At 50.9% G+C, this 26095-nt stretch carries 20 protein-coding genes; 9 read left to right on the top strand and 11 right to left on the bottom strand.

Going from position 1 to position 26095, the window contains the following annotated elements; genetic code table 11:
* Positions 1-35: 35 nt before the first annotated feature.
* The gene (gene yfaL, locus FEK66_RS11190; RefSeq protein ID WP_135494602.1) at positions 36-3776 is read right to left on the bottom strand and encodes an AIDA-I family autotransporter adhesin YfaL/EhaC; all 3741 of its coding nucleotides are present in this window, start codon (positions 3774-3776) and stop codon (positions 36-38) included.
* 688 nt (positions 3777-4464) lie between these two features.
* Between yfaL and nrdA the strand changes: the two genes are divergently transcribed.
* From nrdA to yfaE, 3 genes are all read left to right on the top strand, one after another.
* A complete protein-coding gene (gene nrdA, locus FEK66_RS11185) occupies positions 4465-6750 on the top strand; it encodes a class 1a ribonucleoside-diphosphate reductase subunit alpha (RefSeq protein ID WP_130207159.1) in 2286 nt (761 codons plus the stop codon).
* 155 nt (positions 6751-6905) lie between these two features.
* The gene (nrdB, locus tag FEK66_RS11180; protein ID WP_130207160.1) at positions 6906-8036 is read left to right on the top strand and encodes a class Ia ribonucleoside-diphosphate reductase subunit beta; all 1131 of its coding nucleotides are present in this window, start codon (positions 6906-6908) and stop codon (positions 8034-8036) included.
* Entirely contained in the window at positions 8036-8290 is a 255-nt protein-coding gene (yfaE, locus tag FEK66_RS11175; RefSeq protein WP_130207161.1) for a ferredoxin-like diferric-tyrosyl radical cofactor maintenance protein YfaE, read from the top strand. Before nrdB ends, yfaE begins: the two co-directional genes overlap by 1 nt.
* Positions 8291-8343: 53 nt before the next feature.
* Here yfaE and inaA read toward each other — a convergent pair whose 3' ends face one another.
* The 3 genes from inaA to glpT all read right to left on the bottom strand — a co-directional run bounded on the left by inaA (position 8344) and on the right by glpT (position 11588).
* Entirely contained in the window at positions 8344-8994 is a 651-nt protein-coding gene (gene inaA, locus FEK66_RS11170; RefSeq protein WP_135494605.1) for a lipopolysaccharide kinase InaA, read from the bottom strand.
* Between the two features lie 151 nt (positions 8995-9145).
* Positions 9146-10225: a glycerophosphodiester phosphodiesterase gene (gene glpQ / locus FEK66_RS11165; protein ID WP_130207163.1), complete on the bottom strand. Its 1080-nt coding sequence runs from the start codon at positions 10223-10225 to the stop codon at positions 9146-9148.
* 4 nt (positions 10226-10229) lie between these two features.
* Positions 10230-11588, bottom strand: a complete 1359-nt coding sequence (gene glpT / locus FEK66_RS11160) for a glycerol-3-phosphate transporter (protein WP_064526704.1) — start codon at positions 11586-11588, stop codon at positions 10230-10232.
* 271 nt (positions 11589-11859) lie between these two features.
* Here glpT and glpA point away from each other — a divergent pair, with 271 nt between their 5' ends.
* The 4 genes from glpA (at position 11860) to FEK66_RS11140 (ending at position 17019) form a co-directional block, all read left to right on the top strand.
* Positions 11860-13488 (top strand): anaerobic glycerol-3-phosphate dehydrogenase subunit A, encoded by a 1629-nt coding sequence (gene glpA, locus FEK66_RS11155; RefSeq protein ID WP_135410192.1) that lies wholly within the window; start codon positions 11860-11862, stop codon positions 13486-13488.
* Complete coding sequence (gene glpB / locus FEK66_RS11150; RefSeq protein WP_135494607.1) at positions 13478-14737, top strand: glycerol-3-phosphate dehydrogenase subunit GlpB; 1260 nt, start codon at positions 13478-13480, stop codon at positions 14735-14737. The genes glpA and glpB overlap by 11 nt, the downstream gene beginning before the upstream one ends.
* Entirely contained in the window at positions 14734-15924 is a 1191-nt protein-coding gene (glpC, locus tag FEK66_RS11145; RefSeq protein ID WP_135494609.1) for an anaerobic glycerol-3-phosphate dehydrogenase subunit GlpC, read from the top strand. Before glpB ends, glpC begins: the two co-directional genes overlap by 4 nt.
* Before the next feature lie 192 nt (positions 15925-16116).
* On the top strand, positions 16117-17019 hold the full coding sequence (locus FEK66_RS11140) for an ISNCY family transposase (protein ID WP_135494612.1): 903 nt from the start codon (positions 16117-16119) through the stop codon (positions 17017-17019).
* A gap of 42 nt (positions 17020-17061) precedes the next feature.
* Here FEK66_RS11140 and yfaU read toward each other — a convergent pair whose 3' ends face one another.
* The 6 genes from yfaU to FEK66_RS11110 all read right to left on the bottom strand — a co-directional run bounded on the left by yfaU (position 17062) and on the right by FEK66_RS11110 (position 23291).
* Positions 17062-17865, bottom strand: a complete 804-nt coding sequence (yfaU, locus tag FEK66_RS11135; RefSeq protein WP_135494668.1) for a 2-keto-3-deoxy-L-rhamnonate aldolase — start codon at positions 17863-17865, stop codon at positions 17062-17064.
* 16 nt (positions 17866-17881) lie between these two features.
* Positions 17882-19171: an MFS transporter gene (locus tag FEK66_RS11130; RefSeq protein ID WP_135494614.1), complete on the bottom strand. Its 1290-nt coding sequence runs from the start codon at positions 19169-19171 to the stop codon at positions 17882-17884.
* Positions 19172-19227: 56 nt separating this feature from the next.
* Positions 19228-20433 carry an L-rhamnonate dehydratase gene (gene rhmD / locus FEK66_RS11125; RefSeq protein WP_130257482.1) on the bottom strand — a complete coding sequence of 402 codons (1206 nt, stop codon included), beginning with the start codon at positions 20431-20433 and terminating at the stop codon, positions 19228-19230.
* Positions 20434-20447: 14 nt separating this feature from the next.
* Positions 20448-21230, bottom strand: coding sequence for an IclR family transcriptional regulator (locus FEK66_RS11120; RefSeq protein ID WP_130207169.1), 783 nt, complete (start codon positions 21228-21230; stop codon positions 20448-20450).
* A gap of 216 nt (positions 21231-21446) precedes the next feature.
* Entirely contained in the window at positions 21447-22649 is a 1203-nt protein-coding gene (locus tag FEK66_RS11115) for a nicotinamide mononucleotide deamidase-related protein YfaY (protein WP_135494616.1), read from the bottom strand.
* A gap of 99 nt (positions 22650-22748) precedes the next feature.
* Positions 22749-23291, bottom strand: coding sequence for a YfaZ family outer membrane protein (locus FEK66_RS11110; protein WP_130207171.1), 543 nt, complete (start codon positions 23289-23291; stop codon positions 22749-22751).
* A gap of 279 nt (positions 23292-23570) precedes the next feature.
* Between FEK66_RS11110 and nudI the strand changes: the two genes are divergently transcribed.
* Complete coding sequence (gene nudI, locus FEK66_RS11105) at positions 23571-23996, top strand: nucleoside triphosphatase NudI (RefSeq protein ID WP_130207172.1); 426 nt, start codon at positions 23571-23573, stop codon at positions 23994-23996.
* A 38-nt stretch (positions 23997-24034) separates the two neighbouring features.
* Here the strand turns inward: nudI and ais are convergent, their stop codons facing one another.
* Positions 24035-24637, bottom strand: a complete 603-nt coding sequence (gene ais, locus FEK66_RS11100; protein ID WP_130260545.1) for a lipopolysaccharide core heptose(II)-phosphate phosphatase Ais — start codon at positions 24635-24637, stop codon at positions 24035-24037.
* 318 nt (positions 24638-24955) lie between these two features.
* On the opposite strand from ais, the gene arnB reads away from it, so the two are divergent.
* A complete protein-coding gene (gene arnB, locus FEK66_RS11095) occupies positions 24956-26095 on the top strand; it encodes a UDP-4-amino-4-deoxy-L-arabinose aminotransferase (RefSeq protein ID WP_130260546.1) in 1140 nt (379 codons plus the stop codon).

Below are 26095 nucleotides of genomic sequence, written 5' to 3'. Positions count from 1 at the left end.
CGCCGCATCCGGCAACGATGCCGGGCGGACAGCGATTACCATTTCACCGTCATCGACAAAAACCCTGCCGTCTGGGCAAAATCATCGCTTCCTTTCTGCCACGCCACGCTGCCACGCAGGGAAACTCGCTGACTGATATTGCCCGTTACTCCCACTTTTATTTCACCACGCTGCTTCGCCGCATCGTCGCTGATTTGGCTACCATCTTCTTCAATTTCCGTCGAATGGGGATCGTGATAATAATTCAAATCCAACGTTGGCGTGATATGAAGCGCAGTATGCCATTCGCTGTGTAATCCCAGCCGCGTCTGAATATCATCGCCCTGCGATTGTGACACCCGCGCATGGTTAGCGGCGGTAAAATCATCCTGCTGCACGCCCTGATAAATCACCTGCGCCTGCGGTTCAATCACCACACCACGCCCCGGTAACCACTGATAGCCGGCTTCCAGCGAAGCAACGATCCCCGACGAATGGTAATGATCCGCACCATCACCTTGTTCAGAAACATCATTGCTAAACCAGGCATATTGCAGCCAGCTATCCAGCCATGCCCCTTGTTTTTGGCTACCGTGCTGAAACCAGCTTGAGGTCAGCCCAACAGCATAACCGTGGTTCTGGTTATCGGCGCGAGTTCCGGTCATGTTTGAGCGACTGTCCCCCTGATTATCACTGTAGCCACCTACGGCCCCTAGCATCCACTGGCCATCATCGCCCCAGTCTCCGCTTAACAGGTTGCCGCTAAGCTGTACCGTAGAAATGTCTTCATGCTGGGCCAACTGCCCTGCTGCTGTGTAATGATAATCTCCGCCGATAACGCGTAAATTCAGCGTCTGACCATCGCCACCAGCGTGATCGTGTCGCTCCATCATAAACGCCTGATTTGCCGCCCGAAGGTTATTAAAATATCCACCAACTTTGGCATTCAGCACAGGCTGATAAGCGGGTGTTGGGTCGGGCTCCGGCGTGGGATCGGGAGTCGGATCCGGATCGGGCGGTGGCGTCGGAGTGACTTTTTGCGAGCGCAGATACCAGTCATTATCATCTTCCACCAACGTATAGTCGTAAGCGCCCATATTGACGTAGCCGCTGCCCGCCAGACTAAACTGCGCATTGTTTTGAAATTGCGTGGGATCGGCTGCGAAATCAACCACTTTAATGCCTGTAGATGTCGGCTCACCAATCCCGGTAATGGGGTTAACCACCACGGTCGTGTTGCCAGCAGTATTACCGTTCAACACCAGTTGGTCGCTTGCTGAGTCATCGCCGTTTAATTCGCTATCGAGCAGTAGCGTACCGCCGCCGGTATAATCACCGTTTACCGTCAGCGTATCGCCAGCGACGCCATTTTGCAGGCTAACCGCACCGGACGTATTGGTCAGATCACCATTAACCGTCACGTCTGAAAGATAAGTCAGACTGTCGGTTTCCAGGTTGGTATTAAGCTCACCTGTCAACATCACACCATCGGTGGCATTCACCAACGTACCGTCGCCGTTAAACAGCGAGGCATCCAGTGCGGCGGAAGTATCCTGCCCGGTCAGGCGCAAAACCGTACCATCGCTGATGTCGATAGTGCCGCTGGAAGTAGCATCAATAGACTGAATATCCTGATCCGCACCAGTCTCGAACGTCGCCCCATCACCGACCCACAGCGATGATGCATAAGGAAAGATATCCACAGCATCGCCTTTCAACGTGCCTTCTTCCACTCGCACCGCCGACTGCGCCGTGCCACTGGCAGTCAGTTCCAACGTTCCTGCACCGGTTTTCGTCAGTGTGGTTCCCGCGTCCTGCTGCTGCCCGCTGCTGTCAGCCATCAGTGCGCCCCACTGCGTGTCTACACCCGCATCCACCATCACTTCACCATCGGCGCGCATTTCGATATCACGTCCGTGGCCTGCCGCATCTGAACGCGTGTCAACGTCGGAGGTAATCTCCATCGTGCTATCTTGTTGATTATCAGTAAAGATAACCTGGCGGTTATAGTGGGTATCACCAAGCTGAGAGTTGTCGCTCACCACCAGCGTACCGGAAGCGATTTGTGTTGTGCCGAGGTATTGATTGTCATTTGCCAGGCTGACCTGCCCGTCACCTGCATCCACCACCACATAAACACCATTATTCCCGTCATCGCCAATATGCAGATCGTCGCCACCGTAAAGATCGACAACATCCTGCTGACCAATCACCGTACCGTCGCTGCCACTGATTTCCAGACCATCGTTCTCTGACGTACCGCTCTGCCAGGTAGTAAAATCGGAGAGATCCAATACGCCGCCATTTAACACGATGGACTGCGGATCGTCTTGCATCTCCGCAAGATCCGTGGCGTTACCCGAAAGCGAGAGGATTGCGCCATCTTCCACCACAATATCGCCGGTCAGCGCCATCGACTGCGCACCCGCCAGTATATAACTCCCGTTTTCAGCAATAGTCAGTTGCCCTTCCCCCTGAATAGTTCCGGCAAAACCGCCCTGGTTGACGGTAACATTGCCGCCAGCGTCAATATTTAAAGTGCCATTCTGAAAACCCGTTAACGAATGTACAAATGTTTGCTGAGTCGAACCGACGTTAAGCTCTGCCTGATTATCTGTTTGTCCGATACTACCAACGCTCAAGCCATAGCAATTTTGTGGATTACTTTGGCACTGACTGTCACCCACATTCATCAGCGAATTATTCCGCCCTAGCGTGACTTCACCGTTTTTAATTCTCATCTCGCCGGTAAAATCATTGTTATCAGCGTTAAGCACCAGTTCGCCCGCTCCAGCTTTGGTAATAACGCCCGTCCCCGCAATGGAGTCGATAGCCCCATCATTTTTTGTACTGCCAATGATCAAGGTTTTATCAGCCGCAACATCAAAACGGATTTCACTTGACCCTGTATACAGAAAGCCTCCAGCTGCTGCCGAAGCGTCTTCACCATAAGCGGATGCGCTGTTATTCACATCTACTAATACGCCCCCGTTCTGGCTGTAGCTGTCATCAACAGCGATATCAATAAGATAAGGAGAAGTCGTGCTACTGGTATAAATTGCGCCACCATAACCTTCAGCAGTGTTATTTATGAACGAAGTATTGTTAATAATGGTAAATCCTGATGGGTGTGTTTTATCGCTATTATTATCAGTAATATCGATGGCTCCACCATCACCATCACTGTAACTTGTTGATGTATATGCCTGATTATTATCAAAAACAGTGTTATTTAAGTAGACATTATTATTAATCGAATAAATTGCGCCACCTTTACCATCATTAGCAACATTATCCGTAAATACAGCATTGGTAATGCTAAGATCAATATCACCAGCGTCATTTGTTCCCGCAGAGTAGATCGCCCCTCCATACCCTCCAGCGATGTTATTGTCAAAAATAACCTGAGTAAGGTTCAGCGTTGAGTTTTCTTTTGCAAAGATAGCTCCGCCATTATTATATTCACCGCTCACGGCATTATTTTCAAACAGAGTCATCCCTGTTCCGCCTTGTGCTGATAATGTGAAATCAGCACCTTGTTGTAAAAATACCGCGCCTCCACTGGCATCATTTGCCATAGAGGAAAAAACAAGCCATTGCCCGTCAGCAACATTCCAGGTCTGTGTACTACCTGAAAGACTTTGATAGCTGGCCCGACAACTGGCAGTAACGTTAACACCCTGACATGAAGCCAGAACCTGCGACGCGGCGTTTGCACGCGTAAACACGCAAGCAACGACGGCTGGGATAATTAATAGATATCCTTTCCTGATAAAAACAATCCGTTTTTTATTCATAATCTGACAGCCTGTGAGAAATAACACGCCATCATTAAAAGACATATTGTGGTTGTAGATAATGATTAATTGTAAATAAGAAACATTTAAAACATATATACTAAAATAATATCTTCTAAAAGAAATAAATTATTCCTTTTGATACTGACCAAATTATGAAATAACAATAATTAAAACACATTAAACTGATTAATTCGTTTCTTGTTTACCTGGAATAATCAACATAACAAACTTTTATTTCACATCTGTTGATTAAAAAATACCTGTTCCGTGAACCGCAGCCATTTACATTCGCTCACATCATAAACATAACATTAAGTGCCGACGTTATATGAATTTGTGATGGCATCAATTTTCACCACACCTGACAAAAGCGCAACAAATAACCTGGATCAATAATTATCTTAAATTGAGCGTTCAAGAAATCACCGAACGGTTATTTTTAACAAATTTTTCTCTTCCCATTGACTTTCCCGGACACCTTGTCTGACCTAAGGTACGCGGAAGTCGCTTTTTCCTTCCTGAGTTATCCACAAAGTTATGCACTTGCAAGAGGGCCGTTTTCACACTATCTTGCAGTGAATCCCAAACATACCCCCTATATATAGTGTTCGTTGCAGCTTTCCTTACTACAGGTAGTTGCCGTGAAACTATTGCGGAAAGAATTCCAAAAACAGGTACGACATACATGAATCAGAATCTGCTGGTGACAAAGCGCGACGGTAGCACAGAGCGCATCAATCTCGACAAAATCCATCGCGTTCTGGACTGGGCGGCAGAAGGACTGCATAACGTTTCGATTTCCCAGGTCGAGCTGCGCTCCCATATTCAGTTTTATGACGGAATCAAGACCTCCGACATCCACGAAACTATTATCAAGGCTGCCGCTGATCTGATCTCCCGTGATGCACCGGACTATCAGTATCTCGCCGCGCGCCTGGCAATTTTCCACCTGCGTAAAAAAGCCTACGGCCAGTTTGAGCCGCCTGCGCTGTACGACCACGTGGTGAAAATGGTCGAAATGGGCAAATACGATAATCATCTGCTGGAAGACTACACGGAAGAAGAGTTCAAGCAGATGGACACGTTTATCGTTCACGACCGTGATATGACCTTCTCTTATGCTGCCGTTAAGCAGCTGGAAGGCAAATATCTGGTACAGAACCGCGTGACCGGCGAAATCTACGAGAGCGCACAGTTCCTCTATATTCTGGTTGCTGCGTGCCTGTTCTCGAACTACCCGCGCGAAACGCGTCTGCAATACGTGAAGCGTTTTTACGACGCGGTTTCCACATTTAAAATTTCGCTGCCGACGCCAATCATGTCCGGCGTGCGTACCCCGACTCGCCAGTTCAGCTCCTGCGTGCTGATCGAGTGCGGCGACAGCCTGGATTCCATTAACGCGACCTCCAGCGCGATTGTGAAATACGTTTCCCAGCGTGCGGGGATCGGCATCAACGCCGGGCGTATTCGTGCACTGGGTAGCCCGATTCGTGGCGGTGAAGCGTTCCATACCGGATGCATTCCGTTCTACAAACATTTCCAGACGGCGGTGAAATCCTGCTCCCAGGGCGGCGTGCGCGGCGGTGCGGCAACGCTGTTCTACCCAATCTGGCATCTGGAAGTGGAAAGCCTGCTGGTGTTGAAAAATAACCGTGGGGTTGAAGGCAACCGCGTGCGTCATATGGACTACGGGGTACAAATCAACAAACTGATGTATACCCGTCTGCTGAAAGGTGAAGATATCACCCTGTTCAGCCCGTCCGACGTACCGGGGCTGTACGACGCATTCTTCGCCGATCAGGAAGAGTTTGAGCGCTTGTACACCAAATATGAGAAAGACGACAGCATCCGCAAGCAGCGTGTGAAAGCCGTTGAGCTGTTCTCACTTATGATGCAGGAACGTGCGTCTACTGGTCGTATCTATATTCAGAACGTTGACCACTGCAATACCCATAGCCCGTTTGATCCGGCCATCGCGCCAGTGCGCCAGTCTAACCTGTGTCTGGAAATCGCTCTGCCGACCAAACCGCTGAATGACGTTAACGACGAAAACGGTGAAATCGCGCTGTGTACGCTTTCGGCTTTCAACCTGGGGGCAATTAACAGCCTGGATGAACTGGAAGAGTTGGCCGTTCTGGCGGTACGCGCACTCGACGCGCTGCTGGATTATCAGGATTACCCGATCCCGGCAGCCAAACGTGGAGCGATGGGTCGTCGTACACTGGGTATTGGTGTGATCAACTTCGCTTACTATCTGGCGAAGCACGGTAAACGCTACTCCGACGGCAGCGCCAACAACCTGACGCATAAAACCTTCGAAGCCATTCAGTATTACCTGCTGAAAGCGTCTAATGAGCTGGCGAAAGAGCAAGGCGCGTGCCCGTGGTTTAACGAAACCACCTATGCGAAAGGGATCCTGCCGATCGATACCTATAAGAAAGATCTGGATGCCATCGCTAATGAGCCGCTGCATTACGACTGGGAAGCATTGCGTGAGTCGATCAAAACTTACGGCCTGCGTAACTCTACACTGTCAGCGCTGATGCCTTCCGAGACCTCTTCGCAGATCTCTAATGCTACTAACGGCATTGAACCGCCGCGCGGTTATGTCAGCATTAAAGCGTCGAAAGACGGTATTCTGCGCCAGGTCGTTCCAGACTACGAACACCTGCACGATGCCTATGAACTGCTGTGGGAAATGCCGGGTAACGATGGTTATCTGCAACTGGTTGGTATCATGCAGAAATTTATCGATCAGTCGATCTCTGCGAATACTAACTACGATCCGTCACGCTTCCCGTCAGGAAAAGTGCCGATGCAGCAACTGCTGAAAGACCTGCTCACCGCCTACAAATTCGGGGTCAAAACGCTGTATTATCAGAACACCCGTGACGGCGCAGAAGACGCACAGGACGATCTGGTGCCGTCAATCCAGGACGATGGCTGCGAAAGCGGCGCATGTAAGATCTGATATTGAGATGCAGGATACGGCGTAAAATGTCTTATCCGGCCTACGTCTCGAATTTTGTAGGCCTGATAAAACGCGCCAGCGTCGCATCAGGCTCTGGATGCCGGATGCGGCGTAAAATGCCTTATCCGGCATTAAACTCCCAACAGGACATATTCATGGCATATACCACATTTTCACAGACGAAGAATGATCAGCTCAAAGAACCGATGTTCTTTGGTCAGCCGGTCAACGTGGCCCGCTACGATCAGCAAAAATATGAAATCTTCGAAAAGCTGATCGAAAAGCAGCTCTCTTTCTTCTGGCGTCCGGAAGAAGTTGACGTTTCTCGCGACCGTATTGATTACCAGGCACTACCTGAACACGAAAAGCACATTTTTATCAGCAACCTGAAGTACCAGACACTGCTGGATTCCATTCAGGGTCGTAGTCCGAACGTGGCACTGCTGCCGCTAATTTCTATTCCGGAACTGGAAACCTGGGTAGAAACGTGGGCATTTTCAGAAACGATTCACTCTCGTTCTTATACCCATATCATTCGTAATATCGTTAACGATCCGTCTGTTGTATTCGACGATATCGTCACCAACGAGCAGATCCAGAAACGCGCAGAAGGCATTTCCCGCTATTACGATGAACTGATCGAGATGACCAGCTACTGGCATTTGCTGGGCGAAGGCACCCACACCGTCAACGGTAAAACCGTGACCGTTAGCCTGCGCGAGCTGAAGAAAAAACTTTATCTCTGCCTGATGAGCGTTAACGCGCTGGAGGCCATTCGCTTCTACGTCAGCTTTGCTTGTTCCTTTGCCTTTGCAGAACGCGAACTGATGGAAGGTAACGCCAAGATTATTCGCCTGATTGCCCGTGACGAAGCCCTGCACCTGACCGGTACTCAGCATATGCTGAATCTACTGCGCAGCGGCGCGGATGATCCGGAAATGGCGGAAATAGCCGAAGAGTGTAAGCAGGAGTGCTATGAGCTGTTTGTCCAGGCGGCACAGCAGGAGAAAGACTGGGCGGATTATCTGTTCCGTGACGGTTCGATGATTGGTCTGAACAAGGACATTCTCTGCCAGTACGTCGAGTACATCACCAACATCCGCATGCAAGCTGTCGGTTTGGATCTGCCGTTCCAGACACGTTCCAACCCGATCCCGTGGATCAACACCTGGCTGGTGTCGGATAACGTGCAGGTTGCCCCACAGGAAGTTGAGGTGAGTTCTTATCTGGTCGGTCAAATTGACTCGGAAGTGGACACCGACGATTTGAGTAACTTCCAGCTCTGATGACCCGCGTTACCTTGCGCATCACTGGCACACAACTGCTGTGCCAGGATGAACACCCTTCCCTTCTGGCGGCGCTGGAATCCCATAATGTGGCGGTTGAGTACCAGTGTCGCGAAGGCTACTGCGGCTCCTGTCGCACTCGCCTGGTTGCAGGTCAGGTTGACTGGATTGCCGAACCGTTAGCCTTTATTCAGCCAGGGGAGATTTTGCCCTGTTGTTGCCGGGCAAAAGGCGATATCGAAATAGAGTTGTGAGCGGGTACTAGTGCCAGATGCGACGCTTATGCGTCTTATCTGGCCTACAACGATTACATGGCGTAGTAATACGCTTTCACCTGCTCCCAGTCGTCGGGAGGAATGGGAGATAAATACTTCTCCAGTTGGGCGAAATCATGCTGAGCTGCTTTTTGACGACGCAATCGGCGGCGACTTTTTTCCAGATCAAGAAACCCCGCTTCCGCCACACCCTCCGTTTTCACATAAATATGACGAACGTAGCAACAGCCATGCTGACGCTTGACGCTATGCATTTTTTTAAACGCTTGTGCCACCGCGTGTAGCATTGCTTCACGCACATCGTCTGGGTAAGGGGTAATAGCATGTTGTGTATACCAGTCTGCAATACTGATGAAACCGGTCATATCCTCGGTAACCAGTAGCGCCCGCCATTCCCCTTCTCGTTTGATTGCTTCACCAAATACGATTTTCGGCACGATAACGCCCGCGCGCTCCAAATCGTTTATCACCTCAATCTCCCGCACAATCGTCGGGCGTCCAAAGGGATAGCGCAGCGAATGAAAGAGATGCTGAGTCATACGCTTCACATAAAGCTTTTTACCATCGCGCTCTACACACTGCACACCACTCATACCATTGCGTCGATAATTGGGTTCTTCGACCCAGTCTCCTTTGGTCGCCCACCAACGTTCAAATTGTTCGTCTTCCGTTCCTGACACCATTACTTACCATCCGGCACTATGTGCACATTAATTATCAGGATGGAAATATAAAGTGTTGCCTTAAGAAATCCTTAAGATTTTTGTGTACAAAAATGGACTTGTTACAGAAGCAAAGCGGCATTCCGGGCAGACCGGAATGCCGAAGGTGAGATTATTTCTGTTGTTGCAGGAAGGTAACCGCTTTATCCGGGAAGTCAGTGAACAAACCGTTCACTCCAGCTTTGTTATACAAAATGTCATAAAGCTGATTCACATTCGTTGTGTAGGCCGGTAGCTTGTCGGCCCGCACGGTATAAGGATGCACCACCAGCTTATTCTGCTGTGCATCTTTTACCATTCCGGTAAGCTTGATATTACCCGGCTGCGATGTCTCATCAATCACCATATGGTAATCCGGGCCAATACCATCAGCGTATTCCGCCACCTGTTTCATGGCACCCGGCTTGAACATCCAGTCATAGCTGTAATTAACCCAGCTTCCGTCCGGTTGTTTCTGCTGAGTTTCGTTCCAGTCGGTATAGGCAATCAGCTGTACCAGGTTGAGGTCCATACCCATTTTAGGTTCCAGCTCATTCTTAATACGCTTCAGTTCATCAGCATCAAAGCATTGCAGATAAACCTTATCATCCTTACCGGTGTAGCCATATTTCTTCAGCACTTCCAGGGTTTTTGCCGCAATATCCTTCCCTTCCTGATGATGGAACCACGGCGCTTTAATCTCTGGATAGATACCAATATTTTTCCCGGTCGAATGGTTTAGCCCCTGAACAAATTCAATTTCCTCTTCGAAAGTGTGCACCCGGAAGTCAGATTTACCCATCGGGAAACGCCCGGGAAAAGTCTGCACTTTTTTACCGTTTTCAATATCGAAGCCTTCAGTGAATTTTAAAGACTTAATTTCATCCAGTGTAAAATCTATCGCGTAGTAACGGCCATCTTTACGCGCCCGATCCGGGAAACGATCGGCAACATCGGTTACCCGGTCAAGATAGTGGTCATGCAGAACGACCAGATGGTCGTCCTTCGTCATCACCAAATCCTGTTCCAGATAATCGGCCCCCTGCGCATACGCCATCGCCTTTGCAGGCAGCGTATGCTCCGGCAAATAACCACTGGCGCCGCGATGGGCAATCACTATTTTCTCACTGTTATCCGCCGCCATTGCACTGCTTCCCATGATCATTCCACTCATCATGATAGCCATGCTAAGTTTTTTCAGCGTCAATTTCATGCCATTAGCCTCCGTTGCGTTTTTGCTGTAATTCCTGATGGCGACGTTTTTCGCCAATCATCACGACAATTAACAAGATAACCGCCAGGATGCTGCCGCCAATCATCACCATGAAGCCGCCATCCCAGCCAAAGTAGTCAACGGTGTAGCCGACAATCGCGCTTGCCGCTACGGAGCCACCAAGGTAACCAAACAGTCCGGTAAAGCCCGCCGCCGTACCTGCCGCTTTCTTCGGCGCCAGTTCCAGCGCGTGCAGACCAATCAGCATGACTGGGCCGTAGATCAGGAAGCCGATAACAATCATACAAATCATATCGACAGTTGGGTTGCCTGCCGGGTTCATCCAGTAAACGATGGTGGCGATAGTCACCAGAGTCATAAAGAAGACGCCGGTTGCCCCACGGTTACCGCGGAAGACTTTGTCCGACATCCAGCCGCACAGCAGAGTGCCTGGAATGCCCGCATACTCATAGAAGAAGTAGGCCCAGGAGGATTTATCCAGCGCGAAGTGTTTCACCTCTTTCAGGTAAGTCGGTGACCAGTCGAGGATACCGTAGCGCAGCAGATAGACGAACACGTTGGCGATGGCGATGTACCACAGCAGTTTATTCGGCAGCACGTACTGCATGAAGATCTGTTTCGCGGTCAGTTCCTGTTCCGCTTTTTCGTTATAGTCGTCCGGGTAATCATTTTTGTACTCTTCGATCGGCGGCAGGCCACAAGATTGTGGGGTATCGCGCATCATCGCAAAGGCGAACAGAGCCACCAGAATGGCACAGAAAGCCGGCATATAAAGCGCCGCGTGCCAGTCATTGAACCAGGCCATCCCCAGCAGGAACAGCAGCGGCGGAATACCACCACCGACGTTATGCGCACAGTTCCACACCGACACAATGCCGCCACGTTCTTTCTGCGACCACCAGTGCACCATAGTACGACCGCACGGCGGCCATCCCATCCCCTGGAACCAACCGCAGAGGAACAGCAGCACAAACATCACCGCAATGCTCGATGTCGCCCACGGTACAAAGCCCATAAAAAGCATAACTGCCGCAGCAAGAATCAGACCTGCCGGCAGGAAAACGCGCGGATTCGAGCGGTCCGACACTGACCCCATGATGAATTTGGAAAATCCGTAGGCAATTGAGATCCCTGAAAGGGCAAAACCTAAATCACCACGTGAGAACCCCTGCTCCACCAGGTAGGGCATCGCGAGAGCAAAGTTCTTACGAACCAAATAGTAAGCGGCATAACCAAAGAATATCCCCAGGAAAATTTGCCAGCGTAATCGACGGTAAGTCGGGTCGATCTCCGCAGCAGGTAAGCGCGCCTTGTGTGGCGCTGGTTTAAAAATACTCAACATTTATAGCCTCCGTGGCCGTGGTCTTATTTATGATTAACAGCCTGATTCAATGGAAGAACCTGCCGTTTCTTGAGTTGCCGCGATGTTAATTAATCATTCATTCAATGAATGTGAATTACCGCACACATTATTAAATAAGATTTACAAAATGTTCAAAATGACGCATGAAATCACGTTTCACTTTCGAATTATGAGCGATTATGCGCGAAATCAAACAATCTATGTTTTTTCTGTGGCTAAATGAGACAAAACGAACTTTTGAGGGATAACAATGAAAACTCGCGATTCGCAAACAAGTGACGTGATTATCATTGGCGGCGGCGCAACGGGAGCCGGGATTGCCCGCGACTGTGCCCTGCGCGGGCTGAAAGTGATTTTGGTTGAACGCCACGACATCGCAACGGGAGCCACCGGGCGTAACCACGGTCTGCTGCACAGCGGCGCACGCTATGCGGTTACCGATGCGGAATCGGCCCGCGAATGTATTAGTGAAAACCAGATTTTAAAACGCATTGCGCGTCACTGTGTCGAACCAACCAACGGCCTGTTTATCACCCTGCCGGAAGATGATCTCTCCTTCCAGGCAACTTTTATTCGTGCTTGCGAAGAGGCTGGAATCAGTGCTGAAGCCATTGATCCGCAGCAAGCACGCATTATCGAACCTTCCGTTAACCCGGCACTGATTGGCGCGGTAAAAGTTCCGGATGGCACCGTTGACCCATTCCGGCTGACCGCAGCGAACATGCTCGATGCAAAAGAACATGGTGCCGTTATCCTTACCGCTCATGAAGTCACGGGACTAATTCGTGAAGGCGCGACGGTGTGCGGTGTTCGTGTACGTAATCATCTCACCGGCGAAACTCAGGCACTTCATGCGCCTGTCGTAGTTAATGCCGCCGGGATCTGGGGGCAACACATTGCCGAATATGCCGATCTGCGCATTCGCATGTTCCCGGCGAAAGGATCGCTGCTGATCATGGACCACCGCATTAATCAGCATGTGATCAACCGCTGCCGTAAACCTTCCGACGCCGATATTCTGGTGCCTGGCGATACCATTTCGCTGATTGGCACCACCTCTTTACGCATTAATTACGATGAGATAGACGACAACCGAGTGACGGCAGAAGAAGTGGATATTCTGCTGCGTGAAGGGGAAAAACTGGCCCCCGTTATGGCGAAAACGCGCATTTTGCGGGCCTACTCTGGCGTGCGCCCGTTGGTTGCCAGCGATGACGACCCGAGCGGCCGTAACGTCAGTCGTGGCATCGTGCTGCTCGACCATGCCGAACGCGATGGTCTGGACGGATTTATCACCATCACCGGCGGCAAACTGATGACCTATCGTCTGATGGCGGAATGGGCTACGGATGCCGTCTGCCGCAAGCTGGGCAACACGCGCCCCTGTACGACCGCCGATCTGGCACTTCCTGGTTCACAGGAACCTGCTGAAGTCACCTTACGTAAAGTCATTTCCCTTCCTGCCCCACTACGCGGCTCTGCGGTTTACCGTCATGGCGATCGCACGCCAGCATGGTTAAGCGAAGGCCGTTTGCACCGCAGCCTGGTTTGTGAGTGTGAAGCCGTTACCGCTGGCGAAGTACAGTACGCGGTAGAAAATCTAAACGTGAATAGCCTGTTAGATTTACGCCGTCGCACCCGTGTGGGGATGGGCACCTGCCAGGGCGAGCTCTGCGCCTGCCGCGCCGCCGGGCTGCTGCAACGCTTTAACGTCACCACCTCCGCACAATCTATCGAACAACTTTCCACTTTCCTTAACGAACGCTGGAAAGGTGTGCAGCCCATTGCATGGGGAGACGCATTGCGCGAAAGCGAATTTACCCGCTGGGTTTATCAGGGACTGTGTGGTCTGGAGAAGGAGCAGAAAGATGCGATTTGATACTGTCATTATGGGCGGCGGTCTTGCCGGATTACTCTGCGGCCTGCGATTGCAAAAACACGGTCTGCGCTGTGCCATTGTCACCCGTGGACAGAGCGCTCTGCATTTCTCATCCGGATCGCTGGACCTACTGAGCCACCTGCCAGACGGTCAGCCGGTGGCAGACATTCATGCAGGGCTGGAGTCTTTGTGCCATCAGGCACCTACCCACCCTTACAGTCTTCTCGGCCCACAACGCGTACTGGATCTCGCTTGTCAGGCGCAGACATTAATTGCGGAAAGCGGCGCGCAATTGCAGGGCAGCGTGGAACTGGCCCATCAGCGCGTTACCCCGCTCGGCACTTTGCGTTCGACCTGGTTAAGTTCGCCAGAAGTTCCCGTCTGGCCGCTACCCGCGAAGAAGATATGTGTGGTGGGAATTAGCGGGCTGATGGATTTTCAGGCGCATCTTGCGGCGGCTTCGTTGCGCGAACTGGATCTTTCGGTTGAAACTGCTGAAATTGAACTGCCGCAACTGGATGTGCTACGCAATAACGCCACCGAGTTTCGCGCGGTGAATATCGCCCGTTTCCTTGATAACGAAGAAAACTGGCCGCTGTTAATTGATGCACTAATCCCTGTCGCCAATACCTGTGAAATGATCCTGATGCCCGCCTGCTTCGGCCTGGCCGATGACAAACTGTGGCGCTGGCTGAATGAAAAACTACCTTGCTCACTGATGCTTTTGCCAACGCTGCCGCCTTCCGTGCTGGGTATTCGTCTGCAAAACCAGTTACAGCGCCAGTTTGTACGCCAGGGCGGCGTGTGGATGCCGGGCGATGAAGTGAAAAAAGTCACCTGTAAAAACGGCGTGGTGAGTGAAATCTGGACCCGCAATCACGCCGACATCCCGCTGCGTCCACGTTTCGCGGTTCTCGCCAGCGGCAGTTTCTTTAGCGGCGGGCTGGTGGCAGAACGCGACGGCATTCGTGAGCCAATTCTCGGCCTTGATGTACTGCAAACCCCCACGCGGGGTGAGTGGTATAGAAGTGACTTTTTTGCTGCGCAACCGTGGCAACAGTTCGGCGTAACCACTGACGAGGCGCTACGCCCGTCACAGGCTGGTCAAACAGTAGAGAACTTGTTTGCCATCGGTTCGGTGCTGGGCGGATTTGATCCCATCGCCCAGGGATGCGGCGGCGGCGTTTGTGCTGTCAGTGCTTTACATGCCGCTCAACAGATTGCCCAACGCGCAGGAGGCCAACAATGAACGACACCAGCTTCGAAAATTGCATTAAGTGCACCGTCTGCACCACCGCCTGCCCGGTGAGCCGGGTGAATCCCGGCTATCCAGGGCCAAAACAAGCCGGGCCGGATGGCGAGCGTCTGCGTTTGAAAGATGGCGCACTGTATGACGAGGCGCTGAAATATTGCATCAACTGCAAACGTTGCGAAGTCGCCTGCCCGTCCGATGTGAAGATTGGCGATATCATCCAGCGCGCACGAGCGAAATATGACACCACGCGTCCCTCGCTGCGTAACTTCGTTTTAAGTCATACCGATCTGATGGGCAGCGTTTCCACACCGTTCGCGCCAATCGTCAACACCGCTACCTCGCTGAAACCAGTACGGCAGCTGCTTGATGCTGCGTTAAAAATCGATCATCGTCGCACGCTGCCAAAATACTCCTTCGGCACGTTCCGTCGCTGGTATCGCAGCGTGGCGGCTCAGCAGGCGCAGTTTAAAGACCAGGTCGCCTTTTTCCACGGCTGCTTCGTCAACTACAACCATCCGCAACTGGGAAAAGATTTAATTAAAGTGCTCAACGCGATGGGAACGGGAGTGCAATTACTCAGCAAAGAAAAATGCTGCGGTGTGCCGCTAATCGCCAACGGCTTTACTGATAAAGCGCGTAAACAGGCGATCACAAATGTAGAGTCGATCCGCGAAGCGGTGGGGGTAAAAGGCATTCCGGTGATTGCCACCTCCTCAACCTGTACATTTGCCCTGCGCGACGAATACCCGGAAGTGCTGAATGTCGACAACAAAGGCTTGCGCGATCATATTGAACTGGCGACCCGCTGGCTGTGGCGCAAGCTGGACGAAGGCAAAACGTTACCGCTGAAACCGCTGCCGCTGAAAGTGGTTTATCACACTCCGTGCCATATGGAAAAAATGGGCTGGACACTCTACACCCTGGAGCTGTTGCGTAAGATCCCAGGGCTTGAGCTGACAGTGCTGGATTCCCAGTGCTGCGGTATTGCGGGTACTTACGGTTTCAAAAAAGAGAACTACCCCACCTCACAAGCCATCGGCGCACCACTGTTCCGCCAGATAGAAGAGAGCGGCGCAGATCTGGTCGTTACCGACTGCGAAACCTGCAAATGGCAGATTGAGATGTCCACAAGCCTTCGCTGCGAACATCCGATTACGCTACTGGCCCAGGCGCTGGCTTAAACTCCTTTCTGATGCCCGGTAAGCATGTGGTTACCGGGCATTTTTGCGTACACGATTCCGTGCCCAATGTATGCGTTGCAACGCAGTGAAAATTCCTCTGAAAACGTCTCGCAAAGGCTAAAACCGCCAGATGCCATCGGCCTGCGATCCCCGTAATGTCCCGTCATCATAAAAATCAGGTGACGGACAACCATGACCGAATCAACAACCTCCTCCCCGCATGATGCGGTGTTTAAAACGTTTATGTTCTCACCCGAAACTGCGCGGGATTTTCTGGAAATACATCTGCCGGAACCGCTGAGAAAACTTTGCAACCTGCAAACCTTACGCCTGGAACCCACCAGTTTTATTGAAAAAAGTTTACGCGCTTACTACTCGGATGTTTTGTGGTCGGTAGAAACCACCGACGGCGAAGGTTATATCTACTGCGTGATTGAGCATCAGAGTACTGCGGAAAAAAACATGGCCTTTCGACTGATGCGTTATGCCACTGCCGTCATGCAGCGCCATCTGGACAAAGGCTATGACAGAGTCCCTCTGGTAGTGCCAATGCTGTTTTATCACGGCGAAACCTCACCCTACCCATATTCACTTAACTGGCTGGATGAATTTGACGACCCGCAGCTTGCCCGGCAGTTGTACACCGAAGCTTTTCCGTTGGTGGATATCACCATCGTACCTGACGATGAGATCATGCAACATCGGCGTATAGCTCTGCTGGAACTGATTCAAAAGCATATTCGCGAGCGCGATTTAATCGGTCTGGTCGACAGGATCACCACGCTTTTGGTTAGGGGCTTCACTAATGACAGCCAGGTGCAAACGCTGTTTAATTATCTGCTGCAATGCGGCGATACCTCCCGTTTCACCCGCTTTATTGAGGAGATTGCCGAACGTTCACCACTACAAAAGGAGAGATTAATGACTATTGCTGAACGGCTGCGGCAGGAAGGACACCAAATTGGCTGGCAGGAGGGCATGCATGAACAAGCCATTAAAATTGCTTTGCGCATGCTGGAACAGGGCATCGATCGTGACCTGGTACTCGCAACCACCCAGCTAAACGAAGCCGATCTGACAGTGAAAAACCACTAACTAACATACAGGCCCACAGGTAATCCCTATGGGCCTTTGATATTAATAACTTCCTGTTATGCGTGGCCCATTTTTGCCTGATTTAAATATCGCCAGTCGTTGATCCAGGGCATCGCTATAGAGCATCGTGTCAACGCCAACAGCGACAAAGTTCGCTCCCCACGCCAAACATTGCTGCGCCATATCAGGAGCCACAGCCAGAAAACCAGCCGCTTTACCCGCAGCGCGGATCCGACGAATGCTTGCTTCAATAATACACTGAACTTCCGGGTGGCCGGCGTTATCCGGATACCCCAACGACGCTGAGAGATCCGCAGGCCCAATAAATACGCCATCAATCCCTTCGACTTCGAGGATTTCGTCCAGGTTATCCAGTGCCGTTTTACTTTCCACCTGCACCAACAGACAAAGCGAGTCGTTGACTTGCGCCATGTAATTCTCAATGCGTCCCCAGCGAGCAGCACGAGCTACACTGGCCCCGACACCACGCTCACCGTAGGGTGGATATCGGGTAGCAGACACCACCTGACGTGCCTGTTCGGCAGTATCGACCATCGGGATCAGTAGGGTTTGAGCGCCAATATCCAGGACTTGTTTAATCAGCGGTTTACTGCCTTCCACCGGACGGATCACGGGCTGACTGGCATAGGGCGCTATCGCCTGTAACTGGTGATAAAGATCCTGAATGGTATTTGGCGCGTGCTCTCCGTCAATCAGCAACCAGTCATAACCGGAAGTAGCGGCGATTTCTGCCATATAGGCAGTCGTTGAGCTTAACCACAGACCAATTTGCACTTCACCTTTGCGTAAGCGTTCTTTGAAGGGATTGGTTAATAATGCGTTCATCATGTTCCTTAACCTATTAGTGATGTGCCACGTTAGTCTGCACAGCAGAGCGACTTACACGTAGAGTGAAAATAATCAGCGAGCCGACGACCGCCACCGCAGCCAGCGTCAGCAATCCTGCCGCATCGCTGGCAAACAAGGTTTCTGCTTTTACGCGCAGGATCGGGGCGATAAATCCGCCCACTGCGCCAAACAGGTTGACAAAACCAATCCCCGCCGCCAGCGCCGTACCAGAAAGCAGTTGTGTCGGCATAGTCCAGAACACCGGCTGCACGGCAATAAACCCTATTGCTGCAACACACAGCGCAACGATTGCCAGTACTGGCGAAAGTAGCCCGGAAAGGCCAATACCAATGCCCGCGGCCAGCAATGTCAGCGCCGCGACATTGCGTCGTTCGCCGGTTTTATCGGAATAGCGCGGAATAAGCCAGGTCCCAAACAATGCCGCAACCCACGGAATAGCGGTGACCACAGAGGCCGTAAAGCCCACTTTTGTCCCCAGCAATGCCGCAACCTGCGTCGGCAAGAAGAAAATTAATCCATAAACCGCGACCTGAATGGTCAGGTAGATAATTGCCAGTTGCCAGACTCGTCCATTACGCAACGCATCGCTCAGTCGAGAAGTCACTTTCTGTTGTTCTTCACTTGCCAGTTGATTGATAAGCAACGTTTTTTCTTCTTTACTCAGAAAACGTGCCTGATCTGGTGTGTCATCAAGCCAAAAGAAAGTGAATACCCCAGCGCCGACTGCCAGCAATCCTTCAATCACAAACATCCAGAACCAGCCGGGATGCCCCATAAATCCATGCATCTCCAGCAGCGCGCCGGAAAGCGGTGATCCCAGCGTTAACGCCAGCGGTGCTCCCATATAAAACAGCCCCATAATGCTGGCGCGATTACGCTGCGGAAACCATTGCGAGGTGAGATAAATCATACCGGGGAAGAATCCGGCTTCCGCTGCGCCAAGCAGAGTGCGAACGATCAGAAATTTCGCTTCAGTATCGGCCCATGCCATTGCTGCCGAAAGAAATCCCCACAGCAGTGTCGTCGTACCAATCCAGGTTCTGGCCCCCAGTTTGCGCATCAACAGATTCGCCGGAACACCAAGAAACGCGTAAACCACAAAGAAAATACCCGCCCCCAGCGCATAAGCTTCATTACTCAGCCCGGTATCAATCTGGTAGGTCTGTTTGGCAAAACCAATATTCGAACGATCGAGAAACGCCAGCACATACAGTGCCAACATAAACGGGATCAAACGCGCGCGGTTTTTCTTCACCACGGCGTCAAGCAAAGCGGTGCTCATAAAAAGCTCCTTAGAATATGTGGGCGTTACCATTGTCACAGCAACGCCCGGAGTGATTAGTGGCTGTAGGGGCGTTTCAAATTGCAGTCACGATTGAGTTCGACGCCGAAACCGGGTTTATCAAGCACTGATTTATGAATACGACCATTCACCGGAACCGGCTCATTAAGCAGAATGGGGTCAAACTGCGGACGCATCGTTGAACAATCCGGACTGGTCATCAGGAATTCGCTAAATGGGGTATTAGTGAAAGTGATTACCGCATGGTGGGAGTAAACAGACGAACCGTGCGGCACCACCAGCTGTCCGCGTGATTTGGCAATTGCGGCAATTTCCACCAGCGTGGTTAAGCCACCACACCAGCCAACATCCGGCTGCATGATGTCGATACCGGTTTCTGAAAGCGTACGAAAAGATTGCAGTGTGCCGTGGTGCTCACCACTGGTGACCATCATTCCCGCTGGCGCGTTGCGTTTTAGTTCGCGATAACCTTCATACTGCTGTGGCGGCAGGCACTCTTCGATCCATTTCAGGTTATAGGGAGCGCAAGCATGGGCTAGTTTGGTGGCATAGTTCACGTCCTGGCTCATCCAGCAGTCGAGCATTAACCAGAAATCTTCACCACATTTCTTACGCATATCCGCGACCATAGCGGCATCTTTGCGGATCCCCGCATCGCCATCATGTGGCCCCCAGTGCGTCGGCATTTTGCCACCGATAAAGCCCATCTCTTTTGCCAGATCCGGACGTGCGCCAGTGGCGTAGAACTGGATTTCATCACGGACTGCGCCACCTAACAGTTTGTAAACCGGAAGCCCAACCACTTTGCCGAACAGGTCCCACAGTGCCAGATCGACACAGGAAATCGTGTTCATCACCAGGCCACCAGAACCGGAGTAATACAGAGTGGCATTGAGCATTTGATCGTGAATCAGTTTGATATCACTGACACATTTGCCCTCGATAAAACGGTTAAGGTGTTTTTCGACGATAAAACACCCCATTTCACCGGCAGTTGAAACGGCGAAACCGATCTGGCCGTTTTCTGCTTCAACTTCGACAATCAACGTGCCAAGAACGTTAATGCCAAATGACTGGCGCGACTGTTCGTAATCGCGGTATTTACTCATCGGGGTAGCAATGTGATCGTCTATCCAGTGATTCGCCCCCTGGTCGTGATAATCACCTCCGCCAGCGCCTTTTTCTGCTGTCGCACCGCCAGTAAACCAGGCGCGAACCTGTTTGATTTTTGGTAGGGTCATGATGTTCTCCATTGTTATGAGGCCTGTAAGTCAAAGGGACTTTTCCATCCCAACAGACGTGAAATATCCCTGGCGCAGGCAATGGCTTTGCCCGCCAGATAGTCACGGTATTCTTCGTTGATTTGTAAGCGGGTACCGACCACCGAGATCGCGGCGGTAAGTTCGTTATTGGCGTTAAACACCGGAGCGGCGACGCAACGAACATCGGCGTAATCTTCGCCGTTGTCATAGCTCCAGCCCTGACGGCGAATACGCGCCAGTTCCTCGTGGAGCAGTTGTGGATGAGTCATTGTGGTAGGTGTCGCCTTTTCCCAGACCAGTCCTTCGATAATGCTTTGCTGGACAGCGGCTGGTTGCCAGGCAAGAAGGCATTTCCCGATGCCGGAACGATAAAGCGAAAGGCTTTTCCCTTCATGGGAACGCACACTGATGGTGGCTGAAGACTCCACTTTCAGAATGTAATAAGCACTACCGTTATCGATGATCCCAAGGTGGCATAACAGCCCAGTGGTATCCATCAGTTGCGTCAGGCGTGGTCGCGCCAGCTCCCTGAGATCCATCTTGCTTAACGCATGAGCGGAAAGCTCCACCAGCTTGGTCCACAAACAAAAATTTTCCTGGTGATCAAGGCTAAGAAAACGCTGGCGTTTAAGTTCGTTAAGCAGCAGATAGGCCGTGCTTTTCGGGATCCCCAATGTGTCAATGATCGTTGCAGCACTACAAGGGCCAATGCGGGCAATCAGATTGAGAATATCAATAGCCCGTGTCAGGGCGGGTACTTTGCTTGATTCCAACATACTGGACTCCAGTCTTAGATACTGGAATCAGTCTCGTCGCTCAGGGTGAGTAAAATTGTGAAGCGCATCAAATCCCGTTTCTCGTCCAGCGGACTGGAGAAATTACGCACAAATTTGTGAATCAGCGCACGGATTTTTTCTTATTGAGTACAACAGGTTGGACAAATTTGCGGGAGGGGAATGTGCCGGTGCAGTAAACCGGCACAGAATGACTGATCAGACGGATAAGGTCATGGACTCAACAACCTCAATCCAGCCGTGCTCGCTGGCGATGTCCTGACTGTTCAGCCAACGGCGCAGCATATTCAACGCCATCATTGCACACACTTCCTGACGAATAGCCAGACTGTAGCGCGTAGTGCTGAAATGTACGCGCAGAGCATAAGTGCCGTCCGGCGTGGCTAGCGCAAAGTTGAGATATTCGTTCTCGAACCCCGAAACAGCCAGTGCCAGCCCGGCAAAATGGTTGGCCCGCCGTTCTGTAATCCAGTGCGCGGTTTGTGCCAGAGTCTCTTCCTGTGAAGGAACCACTTCACACGCCAGCAATGGCGCACCTGCGCGAGAAAGTTGCAAAGCCAATAAACCACCGGTGAATTGCTCGCTCAACGTCAGGCTGAACTGGCGGTTTTGCAATTCGCGACTGATCTGCGCGGGCAGTCCTTCGGTGCCTTCGTAAATCACGCTCTGTCCGGCAACACGTTTAACGTCCAGCCACAGTTTTTCCATCGCCTGTTGCTCGCTTGCCGGTCCGGTCAGCTTCAGTTCAATTATCGGCATCGAGGAGCGATAGCCCATTGTTACGCCCGGCGGCAGTTGTAGAGTGTCCAGGATTTGTGCCAGATCGCTTTCCGAACGACCAAAGGTAGTCAAACGCAGACAAACCGGCGGCTGCGGTAAAGAAAAACGCTCGCGCAGGCGCGGCAGGATTTCGTGCTCGACCATCACCTTAAATTCTGACGGTACGCCGGGGGTAAAGAACATCAGGCAACGATTAAGCTGCACGGCAAAACCACAGGCGGTGCCTACGGGGTTATTGATGAACTCGGCACTCGCTGGCAATTCTGCCTGTTTACGGTTGCTCGGCGCCATCACGCGACCACGTTCGCGGAAATAACGTTCCATCTCTTTAAGCCAGGCTTCATGTAGCACCAGACCTTCACCTTTTGCTGTCGCAGCAGCGAGCGCGCTTAAATCATCGCTGGTTGGCCCCAGTCCGCCGTTGACGATCAGCACATCGGCGTGCTGACTGCGCTCACGAAGAATGGTGACTAAATCTTCAAGGTTATCGCCTACCGTATTACGGCGAGATAGCGGCAAGCCCTGATGAAAGAAAAAGTCGGCCAGCCAGGCTGCATTCGTGTCAACGATTTGCCCGTGTAACACCTCATCCCCGGTGGATAGCATTTCCACTTTTAACATGGTTATCTCCTGCTTTTGTTATCGAATCACTATAACGCAAAGGGAGATAAGGCGTAGTAAGAAACTGAATGGCGCGACAGAACGCCGCGCCGGAAGGTATCAGAAGCTGGCGTTAACCCCGACATAAGGGCCGTCGGCCACGGCATTATCGCGATTGCCGTCTTTCCCCGACAGGTTCAGATAACGGTAGCCTGCCTCAATACTGACTGGACGCATAATGGTATAACGCGCGCCAGCATTCGCTTCTTCATAACTTTGAATACCGCTGGAGAGCGAATCCGGAGAGTAATAATACTCGCCAAACAGACGGAAGCTGTCGCCAATTTGCCACTGCAAACCACCACCGACTGCCGCCGCATAACCTTCATCACCGTAATTCGGGTTGGTATAAACACCTTTCCCACCTACAGTTGCCATTAACGGCCCCAGAGGAAGATTCAGGCCCAACCCCACGCCCGCGACATCACCGTCGTCGTCGTTATGTGTCCAGTTACCGCTTAACGCCAGTCCCGTAGACTCGGTCCCGAAACCGACGCCAATATTGGTGTATTCCTTACCTGCCTGGCCGCTGATGCTTATCGCATTTGCCGATGCAGAAACCAACAGCATTCCAGCCAGAACTGGTAGCGCAAATTTTTTCATTTTTACCTTTTTCCGCAAGAAGATAATCAACATTCCCCAAAGCTGCGGGATTGTACTGCCTGACGCAGAGGATTCAATGCGTGAAAAAAGCGATCTGCTAACTTATTGTAACTAAATACGTCTTTAATAATTTAACGCCGAAAAAACAAACATGATTTACGTTATAAACCAAAATAATAATCAGCGCAGTTATCATCGCAAAAGAGACTAATGTCACTTTCGCATATTTCTGAGTTGCCGTATTCTCTTGGTTTATTTTCGATTATAAGGAACATCCCTGTGCGACAACGGACTATTGTTTGCCCTTTGATTCAAAATGATGGTGCTTATCTGCTATGCAAAATGGCTGACGATCGCGGCGTTTTCCCGGGTCAATGGGCGCTTTCGGGTGGTGGCGTGGAGCCTGGCGAACGTATTGAAGAAGCATTACGCCGTGAAATCAGAGAAGAGTTAGGCGAGCAACTGATTCTTACCGACATCACTCCGTGGACTTTCAGCGATGACATTCGCACTAAGACATATGCAGATGGTCGTAAGGAAGAGATTTATATGATTTACCTGATCTTTGACTGTGTTTCTGCCAACCGTGAAGTGAAAATAAACGAAGAGTTTCAGGAATACGCGTGGGTAAAACCTGAAGATCTGGCGCAATACGATTTGAATGTTGCGACCAAGAAAACATTACGTTTAAAGGGTCTTCTGTGATAGTGATGACAGCCATTACTGGCTGTCAGATTCAAAGATCAGTGATTGACAAATTCCCCATCCAGTAAGACTTTACCGTTTTCCACATGCATCACCAGTCCATCCAGATAATCTGGTTTAAATGTCACGTTACGTTTATCTTTCGCGATATACGTCAGACAGTGATTGTGGGTGAAGATAACAATATTTTTATCAGGCGCTTTACTTTGTAAGTCTTTAATTGCGCTATAAATCTCATTACTACATTGTAGCAGTCGTTTATCTACCGTCAGTTTTTTGCCCGCGGAAAACCAGGTTGCCGACTGAATAGTCCGAACGGTATTACTGGAATAAAGATCGAAATCAGGGATATCTGCGCTGAAGGCTTTGCCCAGTTCACGCGCATCCTGAGAGCCATTTACCGTAATACCTGTTTTGTCTGACAAGCATTGATTGGAGGAACGATCGCAACGTTCTCCATGGCGAAACAGAACCACCACCGGGTGCTGCTGCGCTAGCCTGGCCAACGTTTTATTGTCGATTCGTGGCAACCCATTGCTACTCCAGGCAGCATGACTACCCAACCCGGCAATTACAGCAAGCACCAGTAAAATGAAGATATATTTTTTAGACTTCATCGAAGTCCGACAAAAAGCTAACACTTAAGCTCCACCTATAGACACGCGTAGCCAGCTAAATGACCGTGAAAAAAAATAACATTTTCACCGGAAAATAGGGGCTGGGGATAGTATTAAAACATTACGATGCACGCAAAATGCCTTAAATCTTGTCAAATGAAAAGCCTGAAAAAGATAAAAAAACGAAAAAAACTAATATTTAAGTACTATATTAGTTCCTTAAGGTTAAATTAATATTCTACCCTTAGAATTTTACGCCAAATGGCAAAATACATATAACGCTCCCTATAACAAATATTAGTGAATAGATGGGAAAAGTATTCAATGGCCGAAGGAATAATAATGTCAGATTTTTTGCCCTTTTCACGTCCGGCAATGGGTGTGGAAGAACTCGCTGCGGTTAAAGATGTTCTCGAATCTGGATGGATCACCACAGGTCCGAAGAATCAGGCGCTTGAACAAGCCTTTTGCCAGTTGACGGGAAACCAACATGCCATCGCGGTCAGTTCAGCCACAGCCGGAATGCATATTACGCTGATGGCGCTGGAGATAGGTGCTGGCGATGAAGTGATCACGCCTTCTCTGACCTGGGTATCAACTCTTAATATGATTTCTTTGTTGGGCGCTACGCCGGTAATGGTAGATGTCGATCGCGATATGCTGATGGTCACGCCTGAAGCGATCGAAGCAGCCATTACGCCGCGTACCAAAGCCATCATTCCAGTGCATTATGCCGGTGCGCCAGCAGATATTGACGCCATTCGCGCCATTGGCGAACGTTACGGTATCGCGGTTATTGAAGATGCCGCCCATGCCGTCGGTACGTATTACAAAGGCCGACATATTGGTGCGAAAGGTACTGCTATTTTTTCGTTTCACGCCATCAAAAATATTACCTGTGCAGAAGGCGGCCTGATTGTTACTGATGATGAAAACCTCGCCCGCCAGCTACGGATGCTGAAATTTCATGGTCTGGGCGTCGATGCATATGACAGACAAACCTGGGGCCGTGCACCGCAGGCAGAAGTATTAACGCCAGGCTATAAGTACAATCTGACCGATATTAACGCCGCGATTGCCCTGACACAGTTAGCCAAATTAGAGCAACTCAACACCCGTCGTCGGGAAATTGCCCTGCAATATCAGCAAGCACTGGCAGCTCTCCCGTTCCAGCCTTTAAGCCTTCCCGCATGGCCGCACATTCACGCCTGGCATCTGTTTATTATTCGTGTCGATGAACAACGTTGTGGTATCAGCCGCGATGCGTTGATGGAAGCGTTAAAAGAAAAAGGCATTGGCACCGGGTTACATTTCCGCGCCGCTCACACGCAAAAATATTATCGCGAGCGTTTTCCCACGCTGTCGTTACCGAATACCGAATGGAACAGCGAACGCATCTGTTCGTTGCCGCTTTTTCCAGATATGACCACCGCCGATGCCGACCGCGTCATCGCTGCCCTTCAGCAACTCGCAGGACAATAA

It is taken from the genome of Escherichia sp. E1130 (assembly GCF_005781065.1).
Lineage (GTDB): Bacteria > Pseudomonadota > Gammaproteobacteria > Enterobacterales > Enterobacteriaceae > Escherichia.
This window is presented reverse-complemented; position numbering and strand designations above follow the sequence as displayed.